Genomic DNA, 16527 nt, shown 5'->3' with positions numbered 1-16527 from the left:
AAGCCGGACACCATAACAGCATCCGACTTAAACACAAACTAACTAGAATAACGTTTAATATTTTTAGAATTTATAAGTGAAGTTAGCCGACAGGTTTCGCCCAATTTGTGGGTTTATTGTAGACCATCCATTATAATATTCTTCGTCGTTTAGGTTGTTTAATTTTAGAGTAACTCCAAATTTTTCACTTTGATAGAATAATGAAGCGTTTAAAACTGTGTAATCATCCAGAGTAAATGTACCTGCTGTATTTCTATTAAAGATCATATTTTCGCTTCCGTAGTTTCCACCAAAACCAGCACCAAAACCATCTAAAGCATTTCCAGAGAATTTATAAGTTGCCCAAAGATTTGCAAGGTTTTGTGGCCCTGCACTTTCTGGACGGCGACCTAGAAAATCATCTCCAGGAGTTCCTTCGGTAAGTTCACTTTCGTTATAGCTGTAATTCGCGTTGATATTAAGTCCGGTTATAGGCGACGCGGTAATACTGGCTTCGAATCCGCGGCTGTATAATTCACCACCCTGACTGTAAACCATAGGAGCGATGGTCATCACGGTATTTCTTACCTGAATATCGTAATATGATAAGGTAGCCGCTACTTTGTTGTTTAGAAGGTTAAGTTTTACCCCTCCTTCTAACTGCGTTGCATGCTCTGGATCGAATTCGTAGTTTACAGAATTTTGATTCTCATCTATCACTTCTATTGGTGCTATATTACTAAAACCATCCTGATAATTAGCGAAAATCGACACCTTGTCTAATACTGGTTGATACACCACGCCGAATTTTGGTGACCAAGCCGTTTGGCTGTTGCTTTCACTTTCAAAACGATCCACACGTAAACTAGCCATGATCGATAATGCTTCTATAGGATTAAAGATATCTGAAACATAAGCACTATAAATTTCCTGTCTTGAAATTGAAGGAGTAATATCTGAATTTGCAAAAAGTGCATCTACTCCCGGCTCAGATAATATTCCGGTATCGTATCTTGGATCTACATAAGCATCTGGATCTGTAATCCCGAAAACACTGGCATTTACATTTTCTGCACTAGCATCACCAATATAGATCAATCCATTTCTTAAATATCCAGTTCCGCTATTTCTAAGTTCTCGATTGTAATAATCTAAACCAGCAACAATACGGTTTCTCATGTCACCAATTTCAAAATCTCCAATAAAGTTTTGTTGAATATCAGTGGTAAGTGTTGTAGAGTTTTGGTGATTCATTTGTCTTGCGAAAACCACCCCACTTTCTAAAGCTGTCCCGTAAGCTGCGTTATCACCGATGAAGTTAGCTGTTCCCTCATATAAATATGAATAATATCCTCTTGCTTTTGCTGAACTTTGAGAAACTGCTGTTTGTGACGTCCAGCTATCAGATAACTTGTAATTCATCTGCGCCTGGATGCTGTACATAGGATTTTCGATTCCCAAATCATCTGAAGTATAAGAACGATTGTTATCGTAACCTAATTCATCTAAGTTATTAACCACCAATTCACTTCCTCTATCTAAGAATAACATGGTTTGATTGGTACTTTCAACTTGATAAATTTCAGTGTTAATCAAGAAAGAAAGACGATCATTTACCTGATAAGATAAAGACGGTGCGAAGAAAAATGACTTTCTAAACCCTGCATCCTGAAAACTTTCCTGGGTATGGTAAGCCGAATTCACTCTTAAATTTACCCCTTCGCTTAAAGGTAAATTTACATCTGCAGTTAATCTATTTAAACCATAGCTTCCTGAAGTATATGAAACATTACCTCCAAAATCATTATATGGCTTTTTAGTAACTACGTTTATTAAACCACCGTAAGAAACCACAGAACTTCCAAATAAAGTTCCAGATGGACCTTTAATCACCTCGATTGCCTCGATGTTTTGTGGATCTGGACTACCATTGGTTAAAGCCGGTAAACCATTGGTTAAGTTTGGTTGTACGGCAAAACCTCTTAATGAATAATAACCTGCACCATCTGATCCTCTACCGGTAGATTCCCATAATTTTGTGATACCGGCTGCGTTTTTTAGGGCATCATCAAAATTGGTCACTACTTGACTTTGCAATAGATCTGCAGTGATCGAATTGTAAACCTGCGAGTTTTCCATTCTTGAAAGTGGTAATTTAGAAACATACACACTAGAGCTTTTGGTAAACTCGTTCGTTTTGTTTTCAGCATTAAGTAAAACTTCACCTAGCTGTTCTTCACTTCCTATTAAAACTACAGGCGCAACATCTGTAATTACTCCACCTTCTACAGAAACATTAATTTCAGTAGACTTATACCCTACATAAGAAAATTTGATCGTATATGTTCCCGGTCGTACATTTCGTAATTCGTAAAATCCGTTTTGATTAGTTTCTGTTCCTTTAGCGGTTCCTTCTAAAGCAACGTTTACATTAAAAATTGGTTGATTGGCACTATTTACAACCTGTCCTTTAAGCGTTCCAGAATTTTGAGTAAATCCTAAAGAAGAAATAAATAAGGATAAAAATAGTAGTAGTTGTTTTTGCGACATTTTTGCTGATCTATTTATTTAGACTCTTTTTAAATAATGCCGCAAATGTATAAAGCTATAATCGTTTTCAAAAGCTAATTAAGATTTATTTTAAATAAAAATAAGAACTATTTTATAATCAATTTGCTTCTTAAAGAAACAATAAATTAACTCTATACTAGAAAGTTTTTCCATAGAAACCGCTATATTTAAGCTTTTAAAAATAGTCTATGATCAAATTAATTATCACAGATATGGATGGGACCTTGCTTGATAGTGAGCATCGTATTCATCCAGAATTCTGGGAAGTAGAAAGAAAGCTGCGTGATAAAGGAATAATGTTTTCTGTAGCAAGTGGGCGGCAATATTACAATCTCGTTTCAAATTTTGAACAACTTAAAGGTCACATGATGTTTTTTGCTGAAAATGGGAGCTATGTGGTTCATAAGGATAAAGAACTTTACACCAACACCATGGATCGCGAGCAGGCAAACGAGTTTGTTAAACTTGGGCGCGAGGCCGAAAATTGCAACCTGGTTTTATGCGGAGTAAATTCGGCTTATGCTGAAAATGACGATGAAGAATTTATTACTGAAGTTGGTAAATATTACAAACGCCTAAAAGTTGTAGACGATCTTACAAAAGTAGATGATAAGGTTTTAAAAGTTACACTTTGCAATTTTGAAGGTGTTGAAGAAAATACATTCCCAAAATTCGAGAAATTTCAGGAAGATTTTAAGGTAGCAATCGCTTCAAGAATATTTATCGACATTATGTCGAACACTGCCAATAAAGGGAATGCCATAAAAGGCGTGCAAAAAGAGTTAAATATTTCTCCTGAAGAAACCATGGTTTTTGGAGATTATTTAAATGACCTTGAAATGATGCAAAATGCCAAGTATAGCTACGCCATGAAAAACGCTCACCCTGAAATTATTAAAGTAAGTAACTATGTTACTAAATACGATAATAATGAAAATGGTGTGGTAAGAACAATCAAAGAAATGGGACTGGTAGATTAATTATACGTCTAAAAAGAAGTATCGAAATTGTATAATTTCAACCTATATTTTATCCCGCTTTTGCGGGATATTTTAGTTTATAACAATATTCGTTTTATCTAAGCCGCTATTACCCGTTTTAGGATCGAAGGCAAACACGGTAATCGTATAATTTCCCTTGCTTAGATCGATATTCCCAAAAAATGTACTAGATTTTTCAGTCTGACTTAATTCTACTTCTTTAAAAAAGCCTTCAGCTTCTACTACCGCTTTAATTTCAAAACCACTGGCATCCCATAAACCACCTTCTTCTACCGGGCAGCCACACATCATCACGATATTTGCTTTAATTTCCGTAGAAATCTCTCCAGGAATGCGCTCATGCGTTTGCGGACTCAAAATATCGACTACAAAACCGGGAATTTCAAGAACTACTCCGTCTCCTATAATATCTTTCCCGGGAATCACCCAAAGTTGGGTGCTAGACTTTACTATTGCCTGTTTTTTATTGATTGGTGCGTAGGCTTCTACTTCAATAAAAGTTGGGGTAGAAACATCTAATTTCGCTAAAAATCCTGCGGTATTATTTTCTGAAAGATCCTGGTAGCGCTCTTTTGGTTGCTTCATTATTTTTTCTGAATTCCCCGTGCTTCCTTTGGTAATTCCTTCAGCAAGAATTTCTTTAGTTTGCGCATCTCTTACGATAATCTTCGCTCCACCAATCGAAGTTCCTATAAACTTCGCATCCTTGGCTTTAGCACGAATCATAATATTTGTTTGTGCTACACTACTAAAACTAACGAGTAGAAATACAAAACCGAAAAGTTTGGAAAAATTCATAAGATATCTTTTCCTCGAAAGATAAGAAAAGATATCAAATCTGGCGTTTAGGTTAACGGCTCCTCAGGGGTTTCTTCGGTAATAAAATTTTTAGGATCATCAAGGTAAGATTGGATATGATCTCTTAAAACCTGAATTTCTTCTTCTAAAAAGTCATTACTCTCTACACTATCGGCTAGCTGCAACCAGGGCTTTTTATTATCGTAATCGTATTCTCCATACACGATAAAAGGAGTTCCGTTTACACTGATGCTAGTACCTTCAAGCTTCCACATACTTGCCCAATCATAGATAAAATGAGCATCATCCATATACAATCTTACACAAGCGTGACTCGCCGGATACCCCGGTAGGCTATATTGATGCGTTCCCACTCCTTCAAAATTCATAAAATTGAAATAGTAAGGAAGAATCCAATCTTTATTTACAGAACTTACCTTTCGTTTAGCTTTGTAATTTCCGTAATGCAATCCATTAGGAGTTGGTGTAGAACGTTTACCGCTGCTAACTGGTCCCCATTTTATAAGCTTACCGCTTTCATACAAACCAAATGCCTGCACACGTTGCGAGATCAAAACCAGTTTTGGAATTGTATCTACCATCCCTAATTCTTTAGGAAACGGACTATAATCCATAAGATCTGCACTTATAGAATCTGGTATAACTAAAGGCTTACCGGCCCAAACTTTACGTTTGTCGATTCTATTTAATGCATAGATAATCTTACGCTGCTCCTCTGTAAATCGATTATTAAAACTATCTAAAGCTGTATTGGTTCGTAATGAATCGATACTGTAAACTACATCCAATCTATCTAAAGGTGGATCTATCTTTATGGTATCTAATACGCTAACCGGAATATTAACAGGTTCCTTTGGTTCTTCTTTTTTATTACAAGCAACCAAAGCGCAGGTTAGTAATATTAAAATTGTGGTGTTTTTGTAGATTTTCGTCATCATATAGTTCAATCCTAAGTTTGTGGATTAAATAGTAATCAGCAAAATTAGGTGATAACATTCCTTGAATCTACTAACAACGAGTTAATTATTTGTTGAATTCTTATTAAGAATAAAATCTAATTAAAATATTGAAAAATACTGTAGACAACTTTTCCTACTTAATTAATACAACGATAATGCTAATTTAAAGCTACTTATGTCGAATATAATTTAATTTGAAAGGCAGAAAATTCGTGAATTCGGAATTATGTCCTATTTAACAAAATAAGTCATTTTTGAGTTTTACATTTATGCCAGAATGCCATTAAAAATGACATTCTAATGACCTAAAATATTGCTTGCGCAATGCTAAAATTGTAAAAGAAATTTGACCAGAATTAAATTTTATAACCGACCATTCCCTACAATAAATAGCATTTTTTAAATGCTTTACCGAAAAAATTCAAATCAAAACCTCAAACAATATTTCCCCTATGAACTTTTGGTCTTTAAGTAAAGCTAAAAACAAGGAAGGTAAAATTGCAATCGTTACGGGTGCCAATGTTGGTATTGGTTACGAGACCACAAAAGGTCTAGCCAGTGTTGGTGTAAAAGTAATTATGGCCTGTCGTGATTTAAGCAAAGCAGAAAGCGCAAAGCAAAAGATTTTACAAAGTATTCCTGAAGCTCTATTAGAACTTATGGAAATCGATCTTGCCAGCCTTTCTTCTGTGCGATCTTTTGCGAAAGATTATAAAGCAAAATTCGATAAACTTGATATTTTAGTAAACAATGCCGGTGTAATGATGACGCCTTTTCAAAAAACCGAAGATGGTTTAGAATTACAAATGGCAGCCAACTATTTTGGGCATTTCTTACTTACCGGTCTTTTAATCCCGGTATTAGAAAAATCTTTTAGATCTCGTGTAGTTAGTTTAAGCAGTCTTGCACATCGTTGGGGCGATATTCATTTTGACAATCTTAATGCTGAAAAAGGATACGACAGGAGACAGTTTTATGCACAAAGCAAACTGGCCTGTTTGATTTTTGCCTATCATTTAGATAAGAAACTGGTTAAAAAAGGTTACGATATGCATTCTTATGCAGCACATCCCGGAGTTTCTAAGACTAACCTGATGAGAAACCTGCCGAAGTGGGCTAAATTCTTATCGCCTGTTCTTATGCCTTTCTTTTCACAATCTGCTGAAAAAGGCGCTCTTCCAACTTTACGTGCATGCCTGGACGACACACTAAATGGTGCAGAATATATTGGCCCTTCAGGGAAAAAACAATATAAAGGACATCCTGTTATCGTAGATTCAGATTATAATTCGAAGGATAAACATAAGGCTAAAAAACTGTGGAAGCTCTCAGAAGAAATAGTGAATTTTAAATATTTCAAAAATAACGATGAACCAAAAGCTCAGGCCTCGTAAGCACTTATTTTAAAATATAAAACACTCAAAAACTAAAAAGCAGCATCGAAAGATGCTGCTTTTTGCTCACATATAATAAAAAGAAAAGTCTAGTAAAGAACTCTAAAACGTATCGTTCCTTCTATCCCTTTTAATTCTTTGATCACATCGTTATCATATTTCTTATTAATATCGGTGATCACATAACCAATGGTTTCGTTGGTCTTAAGATGTTGCCCAACTACATTGATGTCGTTTGCTGCCAAAATCCTGTTGATATGCGCAATAATACCAGGTTTATTATGGTGAATATGAATTAACCTGTGTGCATTTTCTAATCTTGGCAACTGTAAATTAGGGAAGTTCACACTGTTTGTAGTTCCTCCCGTATTTATATATTCTATAATTTTACCCGGAACAAAATTCCCGATATTTTCCTGGGCTTCTTCTGTACTTCCTCCAATATGCGGAGTAAGAATTACGTTTGGCAATCCTTTTAACTTAGAAACAAATTCTTCCTGGTTTGTTTTTGGCTCTTTTGGGAAAACATCTACCCCTGCTCCTTTTATTTTTCCTGAAGAAATATGTTTATGTAAAGCTTCAATATCGATTACAGATCCACGGCTTAAATTCAATAAATAAGAACCGTCTTTCATTAAAGAAAGTTCACGATCTCCAATGATATTCTTATTCTCTTTTCTTCCGTCTACGTGGAATGTTACAATATCTACAGTTTGTAAAAGCTCATCTAAAGAACTGCATTTTGTAGCATTACCTAAAGCTAAGCGCTCTACAAGGTCATAATAGTAAACATCAAATCCCATACTTTCTGCCATTACAGAAAGTTGTGCTCCAATGTTACCGTAACCAACAATTCCCAGTTTTTTACCGCGGACTTCAAAACTTCCGGTAGCCGATTTATTCCAAATACCTTTATGCATTTCAGCAATACGGTCTGATAGGTTACGCATTAGGAAAATAATTTCTCCTATCGCCAATTCTACTACAGATCGCGTGTTACTAAACGGCGCATTAAATACTGCCACACCTTTATCTAAACAGGCTTCAAGGTCGATTTGATTAGTCCCAATGCAAAAAGCACCAACTGCCATTAAACGATTAGCATTCTCTAATACTTTCTTCGTTAACTGCGTTTTAGAACGAATTCCTAAAACATGAACATCTTTAATTTGTTCACTTAATTCTTCTTCGTCCAAAGCACCGGCTACGGTTTGTACATTATAGCCTTCTTCTTTCATAATCTTTAAAGCATCTGCATGCACATTTTCAAGAAGTAAAACTTTAATTCGGTTTTTTGGATACGAAATCGCTTTATTCATTTTATGGAGATATAAAAATTCATCGAAACTAGGAGTGATGTGATCGGCTTTCTCTGTAACCTTATCTCGCTCCACATTTTCGGTAAAGGCGTAAAATTTATTGGCAAGTCCGGCTGCTTTGATCTCATAATCTGTATAGCCATCACCTATCACATAAACATCGCCCTGTAGATCTAGTGATTGTAATTGTTTTACTTTTCCGTTATTGCTACTAAGCACATTATCTGTATTAAAACCAACAATTTTGCGGTTTTCATCAAACACAAAATCGTTTGCAAAAACATGCTCTGCTTTAATACCTAATTCTGCTACAATAGGAATAATAAATTCTTTAAAACCATTAGACATTATATAAATATTGTCCCTGTTTTCTCTAAAGAATTCTTCGTTACGTCTAAAGGATTTAGAAATTCGAGTTTTTAGATTTTCGATAAGTGGTTCAAGATGTTTTTCTTCAGCTTCTAAGATATCAAGACGCTCTCTTAACGAGTCTCTAAATGCCAGCTTTCCTTCCATTCCACGATCGGTTAAGGATTTTAGCTCTTCTAACTTAGCCTCTTTATCTTTTGCATCTGCCAGGGAAATCTCTCCCAAAACATCTAAAGCTTCTACCTGAGTAAAAGTACTGTCGAAATCAATTACGTAATTCCTCTTAGTTTCCATTAGTTCGTATCGTTACCCTTTTTAATATTGAGTTCTCCAAAACTACTATTTTTACTAGAGTTTATCGCTCTTAAATTCGCAAAAATCAAACTTAAATTACAAGCAATCAAAGCTTTTTAGAAAGTCTCTATTTTTTATTCTGCCTGCCGTTTTTTTGTAGATAAAAAGCAAGGTTTAAAGGTTTTTGTTCAAAATCCAATAATTTTAAACTTGAAATTATTTTTACTGAATTTAGACTAAATCGTATTAGTAGAATTTAAAAAGGATTTTTATTTGAATACCTTTGCCGTTGTTCGCCTAATTTTCTTCTTTAAACCAAAACTTCAGCATGAAAATTCTTCATACCGCCGATTGGCACATTGGTAAAAAACTGCATAAACATGATCTTTTTGCCGATTTTGAATTATTTATCGATTGGCTTTGCCAAGTAATTTCCGAAGAAAAAATAGATCTTTTATTGATCTCGGGAGATGTTTTCGATTTGGCCAATCCCTCGTCTGATGCCCGCAAACAGTATTATCAGTCGCTTATAAAACTGCAAAAACTAGATTGTAAGATCATTGCTACCGGAGGGAATCATGATTCGCCGGCAATGCTGGATGCACCAAAAGAAATTTTACGCGAACTCGATATTACAATTATTGGTGGTTTACCAGAAAAACTTGAAGAAACTATAATCCCTGTTTTTAATGCTGAAAATAAAGTTGAACTGGTTATCGCCGCTATTCCGTTTTTGCGGGATGCCGATCTAAGAACTGCTAACGAAGGTATTACTTACGAAGACCGAATTGAAGCGATTAGAAACGGAATTCAGCATACTTTTGAAAAGGCAGCTGAAATCTGCAAAAATCAATTTCCCGAAGTTCCGGCCATAGCCATGGGACATTTATTTGCTGCCGGCATCGAAACTTCAGAGAGTGAACGTGACATCCAGATTGGAAATCAGGCGGCTTTTAATGCTTCTCAATTTGGCGATTTTTTCAAATACGTGGCTTTAGGTCATATTCATAAACCGCAACGCGTTTCCGCAGAAATTCCGGTTTTTTATAGCGGCTCTCCTATTCCGCTTTCGTTTAGCGAACGCAAGGATGATAAACGAATTCTCATTCTAGATTCTGAAATTTCCTGGGAACCTAAAAGTGTAGCCGTTCCTCACTTTAGAAAACTGCTTAAAATTACTGGCGATCTTAACGATATTGAATTAAAATTTAATACGCTGGAAGATCACGATCATTTGGATTATTTAATTGAAGTCGATTTGATCGAAGAACAATATGACGCCCAAAAGATCTATGCGCTCGATGTTTTGGTAAATAATTTTAAAACACCAGGATACGAAATTGTAAAGCAGCGTGCACAATTTAAAAATAAGTTGAAGGGAACAGCCGAGTTATATGCAGAATCACAACAGCTGGAAGATCTAAAACCTACCGATGTTTTTGCTGAATTAGTTAGCGCACACGATTATGAAGAAGATACCAAAAATGAAATTTGGAGCGCTTTCAACGAAATTTTAGAAGAAATTCACCAATCTGAAAACTCTGCAAACTAGCATGAAAATATTAAAAATTGAATTCGAAAATATCAATTCGCTTCGCGGGCCGCAGCTAATCGATTTTACCGACAAACCATTTTCTGCCAGTTCACTTTTTGCCATCACCGGCCCAACCGGAAGTGGAAAAAGTACGATTTTAGATGTGATTTGCCTGGCACTTTTTAACCACGTGCCAAGATTGGGGAAAATCACCAAAAACGAAATTATCGCAAAAGGTGCGATTCTTACCCGTAATCAAAAAGAAGCTTTTGCGCAGGTAACTTACAGTTGTAAGTCGGGAAATTATGCTTCAAAATGGTCCATTTCGACCAATAGAAATGATAATCTTCGTGATTACGAAATGGAAATTGCAGATTTGGCGACCGATAAATTGATCGATCTTAAAAAGTCTGATGTTCCGGCGAAAAACGAAACTTTGATCGGTTTAAATTATAATCAGTTTATCAAAGCGGTTTTGCTGGCTCAGGGTGAATTTGCACAATTTTTAAAAGTCAATAAAGCAGAGCGTGGCGAGTTATTAGAAAAAATCACCGGAACGGGAATTTATAGGGAACTCGGGAAAAAAGCGTACGAAAAGAATAAAGAAGCCGGTAAAGAAATTTTACAACAGCAGCAGGAAATCGAGATCATTCAAAAATCATTGCTGAATAACGACGATCATGCTAAAATTTCCAAAGACTACGAGACGCAACAAGCCGCATGCGAACCACTGGAAAAAGAGATTCAGCGTTTATCGAAATTCGTCGATCTAAAGCAGGAAATTAAAAATCAGCAGGAAAATATCACCAAGGTTGCTTCGGAAAAAACTCAGGCTGAAGAAAGTCTAAAGCAATTCAATGAGAACAACGGTAAAAACCTTAGCGCACACGAAAATTTACAGGAGCATGCCGGTGATCTGAGAAACTGGAAACAAGGTAAAGAGAACGAAGCCGAAATTGCGAAAGAAATTACTGAAATAGAAGCCAAGATTGAGCAAAATAAGCAGGCATTTTCAGGATTACTTACTGAAGTTTTGCAGTTGGTAAAAACGGAAGTTTCAGCAAATGATTTTGAAATGAAGCTGAATGAATTTACTGCGAAGATTCAGCAATTTGAAGAAGAACGAAAGGAAAAAGGCCGCGAATACAAGAAACTGATGGATGAATTTAAACTGAAAACTGCCGATCTACCGATCGATTTCAGTAAAAATCCAGATGAAAATATCAAACAATTACAGGCGATTGGCAATTCGGCTTCAAATCATATAAAAAATTATGAGGCTGAATTATCGAATTTTGATCTTAGCGATACTGCAGCTTTAAAGTTTCAGCTAAAGGAGCAAACTGAAAAAACGCGAGCAGCGCAAAAAGCGAATGAAAAGATCGATCAGGCCGACAATGAATTAAAAAAAATTGCTTCAGAAAAAACCAATATCGAAAAGCAAAGCGAAGCGCTTCCGCAGCAAATAAAAGAGGTAGATACTAAAGTAAAATTTCAGCAAAAAGACCTTGAAAATTTACAATTACATCAAAAAAACCAGTTACTCGAGGCAAGATTAGAAGATTTGCGCCATAATTTAAGTGATAATGAGCCTTGCCCGCTTTGTGGCGCCAAACATCATCCTTTTGCAGATCATGCACCTGAAAAAGACAATGATCTGGAAGACAAAATTGGATTGCTACAAAAAGAATTTCAGGCGAATTCGGCGCGTTTGGCAAAAATTCAGGCAAATTTTGAGAGTTTTCAGCAGCAATTAAAAAGACTGGAAAACGAAGAGCAGCAATGGAAGGCAACTTTGGAAGAAAAAAGAGCTGTTTTTAAAACAACATTCAGAGATTTCGATTTTGCATCTGAAAAAAGCTGGGAACAAAAGATTGCAACGTTAAATGAGCAAATAGATGTAATCGAAAAATGGGAAAAAGAGCAAAAACAGCTTCAAATTGCCCAAAATACGATACCAGATCAACAAAAAGCACAAGAATTGCTGCGTGACGCTTTTAAATTAAAGGCTGAACAGGAGAACTTATATAAAGGTGATGATATTGGCGATAAAAATCGTTTGTATCATCGCCAGTTTACCACTTTACAGCAGGAGAAAAAATCTTTGGATGAGCAGCTGGAAAATTTGAAGATCAGGCTTCAAAAATTAGCTTCAGAATTATCGAATTTGGAGCAAGAGCTTTCTTCGGTTTTAAAAGAAAAAGGCTACGAGACTTTGCAACAGGCGCAGGAAAATTTATTGCCAGAAATAGACTATTTGCAGCTTAGGGAGCAGCGAGAAAAACTTCAGCAAAAATTAGCTCAGCTAAAAACGTCGTTTGATTTACTGCAAAAGCAATTAGAGGAAAAGCAAAAGCTGGATATTGAAGAAACCTCAGCAGAATTGCAAGAGCAACTCGGCAAAAAGCGCCAGGAGTTAAATGAAATTAATGAGACCTGTAAAGCTTTATATCGACAGTTAGAAAACCAGAAAGAAAACCTGCAAAAACTGGAAAAAATTCGAGAGGGAATCGCCGAAAAAGAACAAAAAATTAAGCGCTGGCGATTATTAAATGAACTTATTGGTGATGCAACGGGAAGGAAATTCAACGAATTTGCGCAGGATCTTACTTTAACCCAGCTTATTGCTTTAGCCAATAAACGACTGGCCGATCTTAGTGATCGTTACGTGATCGACAAACCACAGGATGAAGAAGATGATGGTTTAGTGGCGATCGATGAGCATATGGGCGGGCAACGACGCTCGGTAAAAACACTTTCTGGTGGTGAAACTTTTATTTTAAGTTTATCGATGGCCTTAGCATTATCTGACCTGGCTTCTAAAAATGTAGAGATCAATAGTCTGTTTATCGACGAAGGTTTTGGAACGCTGGACCCAGAAACTTTAGATCAAACACTGGATACTTTAGAAAAATTACAGGCAGAATCGTCGAAAACCATCGGAATTATTAGTCATGTTGATTCTCTAAAGGAGCGAATTGCAACGCAGGTAATGCTTACCAGAAATGGGCAAGGTTATAGCTCGATCACTATAAAAGGTTGATTTTTTAATAATTTTGCATCCGTAAAAGGTTTTAGTTGTTAATTTAACATTTTAAGATAGTTAAATTAATAATTTAATAATATATTTAGTTAAACTTAACAAGTTCTAAATTAAAACCTTAAAGCATGGATGCAAAAATCAATACTCTACTACGATTTTGTTTTTCTGTTTGGTTCCTGACTTTCCTAATGGCGAGTCCGGTTACGGCGAAAAGCCTTCCAGCAGAAAATGACGGAGATCCTTACCAGTCTTTTAAAGGGCGTGTAATAAATTCGGTTACAGAAAACCCAATCCAGTCGGCTCATATTAATGTAAAAGGAACTACGATTTCGACCATATCGAATGTTGATGGCGAGTTTTCTTTAAAATTACCGGCAGATATGCAGGATGCTTTAATCAGTATTTCAGCATTGGGATACCAAACCAAAGAACTTCAGCTAGATTATTTTAAAAGAGATAACGTGATCATTGCTATGCAGGAAAGCGTTCAGGAATTAGCCGAAGTGAACGTATATACCAAAGGTGATGCGACCGCACTGGTTCGCAAAATGATGTACAACCGCGATGAAAATTATGTAAGCGATGAAGCCTTAATGACTGCTTTCTATAGGGAAACCATTAAAAAGGGAAGCAGAAATATTTCGTTATCTGAAGCAGTAGCTGAACTTCACAAACAACCTTATTTTTCTAGTAAAGACGATGATATTGCTATTTTAAAAGCAAGAAAAAGCACCGATTATAAGCGGCTAGATACCGTTGCGCTAAAATTGCGCGGTGGTCCATTCAACACGCTTTATATAGACGTGATGAAATATCCTCAATTCCTTTTTGATACTGATAAACTAGGATTGTACAGTTTTGAATATGCCGAGCCTACCAAAATTGGTGAGCGAACTCTTTACGTGGTAGATTTTAAACAAAGAAACCGTGAAAAACCATGGTATTTTGGCAAGTTGTTTATCGATAGTAAAAGTTACACTTTGGTAAAAGCGGTATACAATCTAAACACCGACAATCGTCGCGCGGCAAGTAGAATGTTTACGAGCAAAAAACCTAATGGTGTAAAAGTTTATCCAGATAATGTACAATATCAGGTAGATTATCGTGAAAATAACGGAAAATGGTTTTATGGCTACGGAAAAGCAGATCTGGAATTTGTAGTGAACTGGAAGCATAAGATTTTTAACTCCCGTTACAAAGTACATAGCGAAATGGCAATTACCGAATGGGAAGTTGCAAATATCATCGTACCGCACAACGAAGAGTTTATTAAACCTGCCATAGTAATGGTAGATGATATCGACGGCTTTGCAGATGTAGATTTTTGGGGAAGTAATAATATTATCGAACCCGATAAAAGCATTCAAAACGCGATAGAGAAAATTCAGAAGAAAATAACAGATTAAAAATATAGCTCTTTTGGGAAAGGCCTGAAAGACTAAAGATGGTTTAAGTTGTTTGGGTTGAACACCGGGATAAAACTTTTGTTGTTTTAAAGTTCTATCCCGGTATTTTTATGGAATAAATTTAATTCTTTTGAAGATGAGTTTTATTCGGTTTTAATTGGGAATAACGTGGTAATAAATAGCCAGAAAATGACAAAACGTACCAAAGAGCACAAACAAATGAAATATCGCGTGATTATATTTTAGCTTATCGATGCTAAATATTATTGCTCCGATCGTATATGAAATTCCGCCTGCAAAAAGCCAAATTAAACCATCCTGAGACAAATTATTGAATAGTGGTTTAACTGCAAATACAATGATCCAGCCCATGGCCACATACATGATCGTACTTAATGTTTGAAATTTCCCAGTAAAAAATAGTTTTAAAATTACTCCTGCGATAGCAAATGCCCAAACTACTGCGAAAATAATCCAGCCCACTGTACCCTCTAAAGTTACCAAAGAAAATGGCGTATATGTGCCGGCAATAAGAATATAAATAGAGGCGTGATCTAGAATATTTAAGCGGTAGCGCAATTTTCGTTCTCTTACACTATGATAAAGTGTAGATGCCGTATAAAGAACGATCATACTACTACCAAAGATCCAGTAACTTACTTTTAGTGCCATAGCACTTAGCTGCCCGGCCTTAATGATCAATAAAATTAAACCTACAACGCTTAGCAATAATCCTAAGCCATGCGAAATGACATTAAGGCGCTCCTCAGATTTTGTATAATATTTTATCCTATCGCGATCTCTCACTTTAATCGATCATGAAGATTTATGTTTCAAAATATGAATCGATATACCTTTACAATAAGGATTACCGATAGTTTTTATAATTTCTCTTATCAAAAATATACAATCTCAGGGAAGCGAGCTCCCAAAATAAAGCTAAACCGAAATTAAATTAAAATAGTGTATTCTAATTTAGAAACCAGGTCTCGCGTAGAGTTTAAACCTAATTTTTTTAGAATGTTTTTACGGTGTTTATCAACAGTTTGATGACTGATACAAAGCTTATCCCCTATTTCCTTGCTTGTGTTATTCATGGCCAATAATCGCACAATATCGTTTTCTCTATTGGTTAAAGCATCGAGAAATATTTCTTTAGAGTAGTTTTTTAAGAATAAGGTTTCGTATTGATTTTTCTCGTTTAGGATCCTAATTTTTCCTCGAATAGGAAGTTCTTCGTCATGGCCTATTAAAGTTACCTGCCCAAAACAAAGAGCGATCTGACCTTCATCTGTATAATGAACCGGAATTTGATTTTCGATCACATTAAGGTATTTGCCTTCCTTTGGCACTTTAATTCTGTAATTATATTGAATATCCAACCTGGTACGATCTTCTACTTTAATGTTTTCAGCAATAAAAGCGGTCATTTCCTCAATCATCGCCAACCAGAGTTCTACCTCCTCTGGATGGATCATTTCTAAAAACAACTTAATACCTTCCTTATAAAGTTCTTCCCGGGTAATGCCCATTCCTAATTCGATATTCTTGGTAAAGTACTCGTATCGCTGCTCTAACGTATTGGTTAGCAATAAAAAAGTAGAACTGGTTGGTAAAACTTTATCCAATTCTTTAAGACGTTCGATATGTGGGGCGATCACAGCCGAGTCTAAATGAGCATTTTCACTAAAGATCTCGCTAAAACGGTCTAAGGGATTATTCATTCAAGAAAACTTAAGTTATCAAATTTAGTCGATTTTTAACAAATAATAATTCTAAATAACACCGTCGCAAACTTTCATAAGTCTTACTATGAGCGGTTTTCGATATTTATATAGC

The 16527-nt window shown here is 35.8% G+C and carries 11 protein-coding genes; 5 read left to right on the top strand and 6 right to left on the bottom strand.

Features of this window, described 5'->3' with window-relative positions; all coding sequences use genetic code 11:
• Window positions 1-63 precede the first annotated feature (63 nt).
• Window positions 64-2529 carry a TonB-dependent receptor gene (locus BM201_RS09460; protein ID WP_092541975.1) on the bottom strand — a complete coding sequence of 822 codons (2466 nt, stop codon included), beginning with the start codon at window positions 2527-2529 and terminating at the stop codon, window positions 64-66.
• 209 nt (window positions 2530-2738) lie between these two features.
• On the opposite strand from BM201_RS09460, the gene BM201_RS09455 reads away from it, so the two are divergent.
• Entirely contained in the window at window positions 2739-3530 is a 792-nt protein-coding gene (locus BM201_RS09455; protein WP_092541973.1) for an HAD family hydrolase, read from the top strand.
• A gap of 72 nt (window positions 3531-3602) precedes the next feature.
• Here the strand turns inward: BM201_RS09455 and BM201_RS09450 are convergent, their stop codons facing one another.
• Both BM201_RS09450 and BM201_RS09445 read right to left on the bottom strand, forming a co-directional pair.
• A complete protein-coding gene (locus BM201_RS09450) occupies window positions 3603-4349 on the bottom strand; it encodes a hypothetical protein (RefSeq protein ID WP_092541971.1) in 747 nt (248 codons plus the stop codon).
• 47 nt (window positions 4350-4396) lie between these two features.
• The gene (locus BM201_RS09445) at window positions 4397-5308 is read right to left on the bottom strand and encodes a L,D-transpeptidase (protein WP_092541969.1); all 912 of its coding nucleotides are present in this window, start codon (window positions 5306-5308) and stop codon (window positions 4397-4399) included.
• A gap of 473 nt (window positions 5309-5781) precedes the next feature.
• Here BM201_RS09445 and BM201_RS09440 point away from each other — a divergent pair, with 473 nt between their 5' ends.
• Complete coding sequence (locus BM201_RS09440) at window positions 5782-6723, top strand: oxidoreductase (RefSeq protein ID WP_092541967.1); 942 nt, start codon at window positions 5782-5784, stop codon at window positions 6721-6723.
• Window positions 6724-6812: 89 nt separating this feature from the next.
• Here the strand turns inward: BM201_RS09440 and serA are convergent, their stop codons facing one another.
• The gene (serA, locus tag BM201_RS09435; protein ID WP_092541965.1) at window positions 6813-8705 is read right to left on the bottom strand and encodes a phosphoglycerate dehydrogenase; all 1893 of its coding nucleotides are present in this window, start codon (window positions 8703-8705) and stop codon (window positions 6813-6815) included.
• A gap of 328 nt (window positions 8706-9033) precedes the next feature.
• Between serA and BM201_RS09430 the strand changes: the two genes are divergently transcribed.
• From BM201_RS09430 to BM201_RS09420, 3 genes are all read left to right on the top strand, one after another.
• Window positions 9034-10257 carry an exonuclease SbcCD subunit D C-terminal domain-containing protein gene (locus BM201_RS09430; RefSeq protein WP_092541963.1) on the top strand — a complete coding sequence of 408 codons (1224 nt, stop codon included), beginning with the start codon at window positions 9034-9036 and terminating at the stop codon, window positions 10255-10257.
• Between the two features lies 1 nt (window position 10258).
• A complete protein-coding gene (locus BM201_RS09425) occupies window positions 10259-13282 on the top strand; it encodes an AAA family ATPase (RefSeq protein ID WP_092541961.1) in 3024 nt (1007 codons plus the stop codon).
• 125 nt (window positions 13283-13407) lie between these two features.
• A complete protein-coding gene (locus tag BM201_RS09420; protein WP_245758613.1) occupies window positions 13408-14688 on the top strand; it encodes a carboxypeptidase-like regulatory domain-containing protein in 1281 nt (426 codons plus the stop codon).
• 153 nt (window positions 14689-14841) lie between these two features.
• On the opposite strand, the gene trhA is transcribed toward BM201_RS09420, so the two are convergent.
• On the bottom strand, window positions 14842-15495 hold the full coding sequence (trhA, locus tag BM201_RS09415) for a PAQR family membrane homeostasis protein TrhA (RefSeq protein ID WP_092541957.1): 654 nt from the start codon (window positions 15493-15495) through the stop codon (window positions 14842-14844).
• Between the two features lie 143 nt (window positions 15496-15638).
• Entirely contained in the window at window positions 15639-16412 is a 774-nt protein-coding gene (locus BM201_RS09410; protein WP_092541955.1) for a helix-turn-helix transcriptional regulator, read from the bottom strand.
• Between the last annotated feature and the right edge of the window lie 115 nt (window positions 16413-16527).

This window comes from Zunongwangia mangrovi, from assembly GCF_900112105.1.
Classification (GTDB): domain Bacteria; phylum Bacteroidota; class Bacteroidia; order Flavobacteriales; family Flavobacteriaceae; genus Zunongwangia; species Zunongwangia mangrovi.
This window is presented reverse-complemented; position numbering and strand designations above follow the sequence as displayed.

Bases quoted from the DNA above. Each gene is read 5' to 3' on its own strand.
- BM201_RS09420 (WP_245758613.1), top strand. From the start codon at position 13,408: ATGGATGCAAAAATCAATACTCTACTACGATTTTGTTTTTCTGTTTGG.
- BM201_RS09460 (WP_092541975.1), bottom strand. From the start codon at position 2,529: ATGTCGCAAAAACAACTACTACTATTTTTATCCTTATTTATTTCTTCT.
- serA (WP_092541965.1), bottom strand. From the start codon at position 8,705: ATGGAAACTAAGAGGAATTACGTAATTGATTTCGACAGTACTTTTACT.
- BM201_RS09440 (WP_092541967.1), top strand. From the start codon at position 5,782: ATGAACTTTTGGTCTTTAAGTAAAGCTAAAAACAAGGAAGGTAAAATT.
- BM201_RS09450 (WP_092541971.1), bottom strand. From the start codon at position 4,349: ATGAATTTTTCCAAACTTTTCGGTTTTGTATTTCTACTCGTTAGTTTT.
- BM201_RS09430 (WP_092541963.1), top strand. From the start codon at position 9,034: ATGAAAATTCTTCATACCGCCGATTGGCACATTGGTAAAAAACTGCAT.
- BM201_RS09455 (WP_092541973.1), top strand. From the start codon at position 2,739: ATGATCAAATTAATTATCACAGATATGGATGGGACCTTGCTTGATAGT.
- BM201_RS09410 (WP_092541955.1), bottom strand. From the start codon at position 16,412: ATGAATAATCCCTTAGACCGTTTTAGCGAGATCTTTAGTGAAAATGCT.
- BM201_RS09425 (WP_092541961.1), top strand. From the start codon at position 10,259: ATGAAAATATTAAAAATTGAATTCGAAAATATCAATTCGCTTCGCGGG.
- BM201_RS09445 (WP_092541969.1), bottom strand. From the start codon at position 5,308: ATGATGACGAAAATCTACAAAAACACCACAATTTTAATATTACTAACC.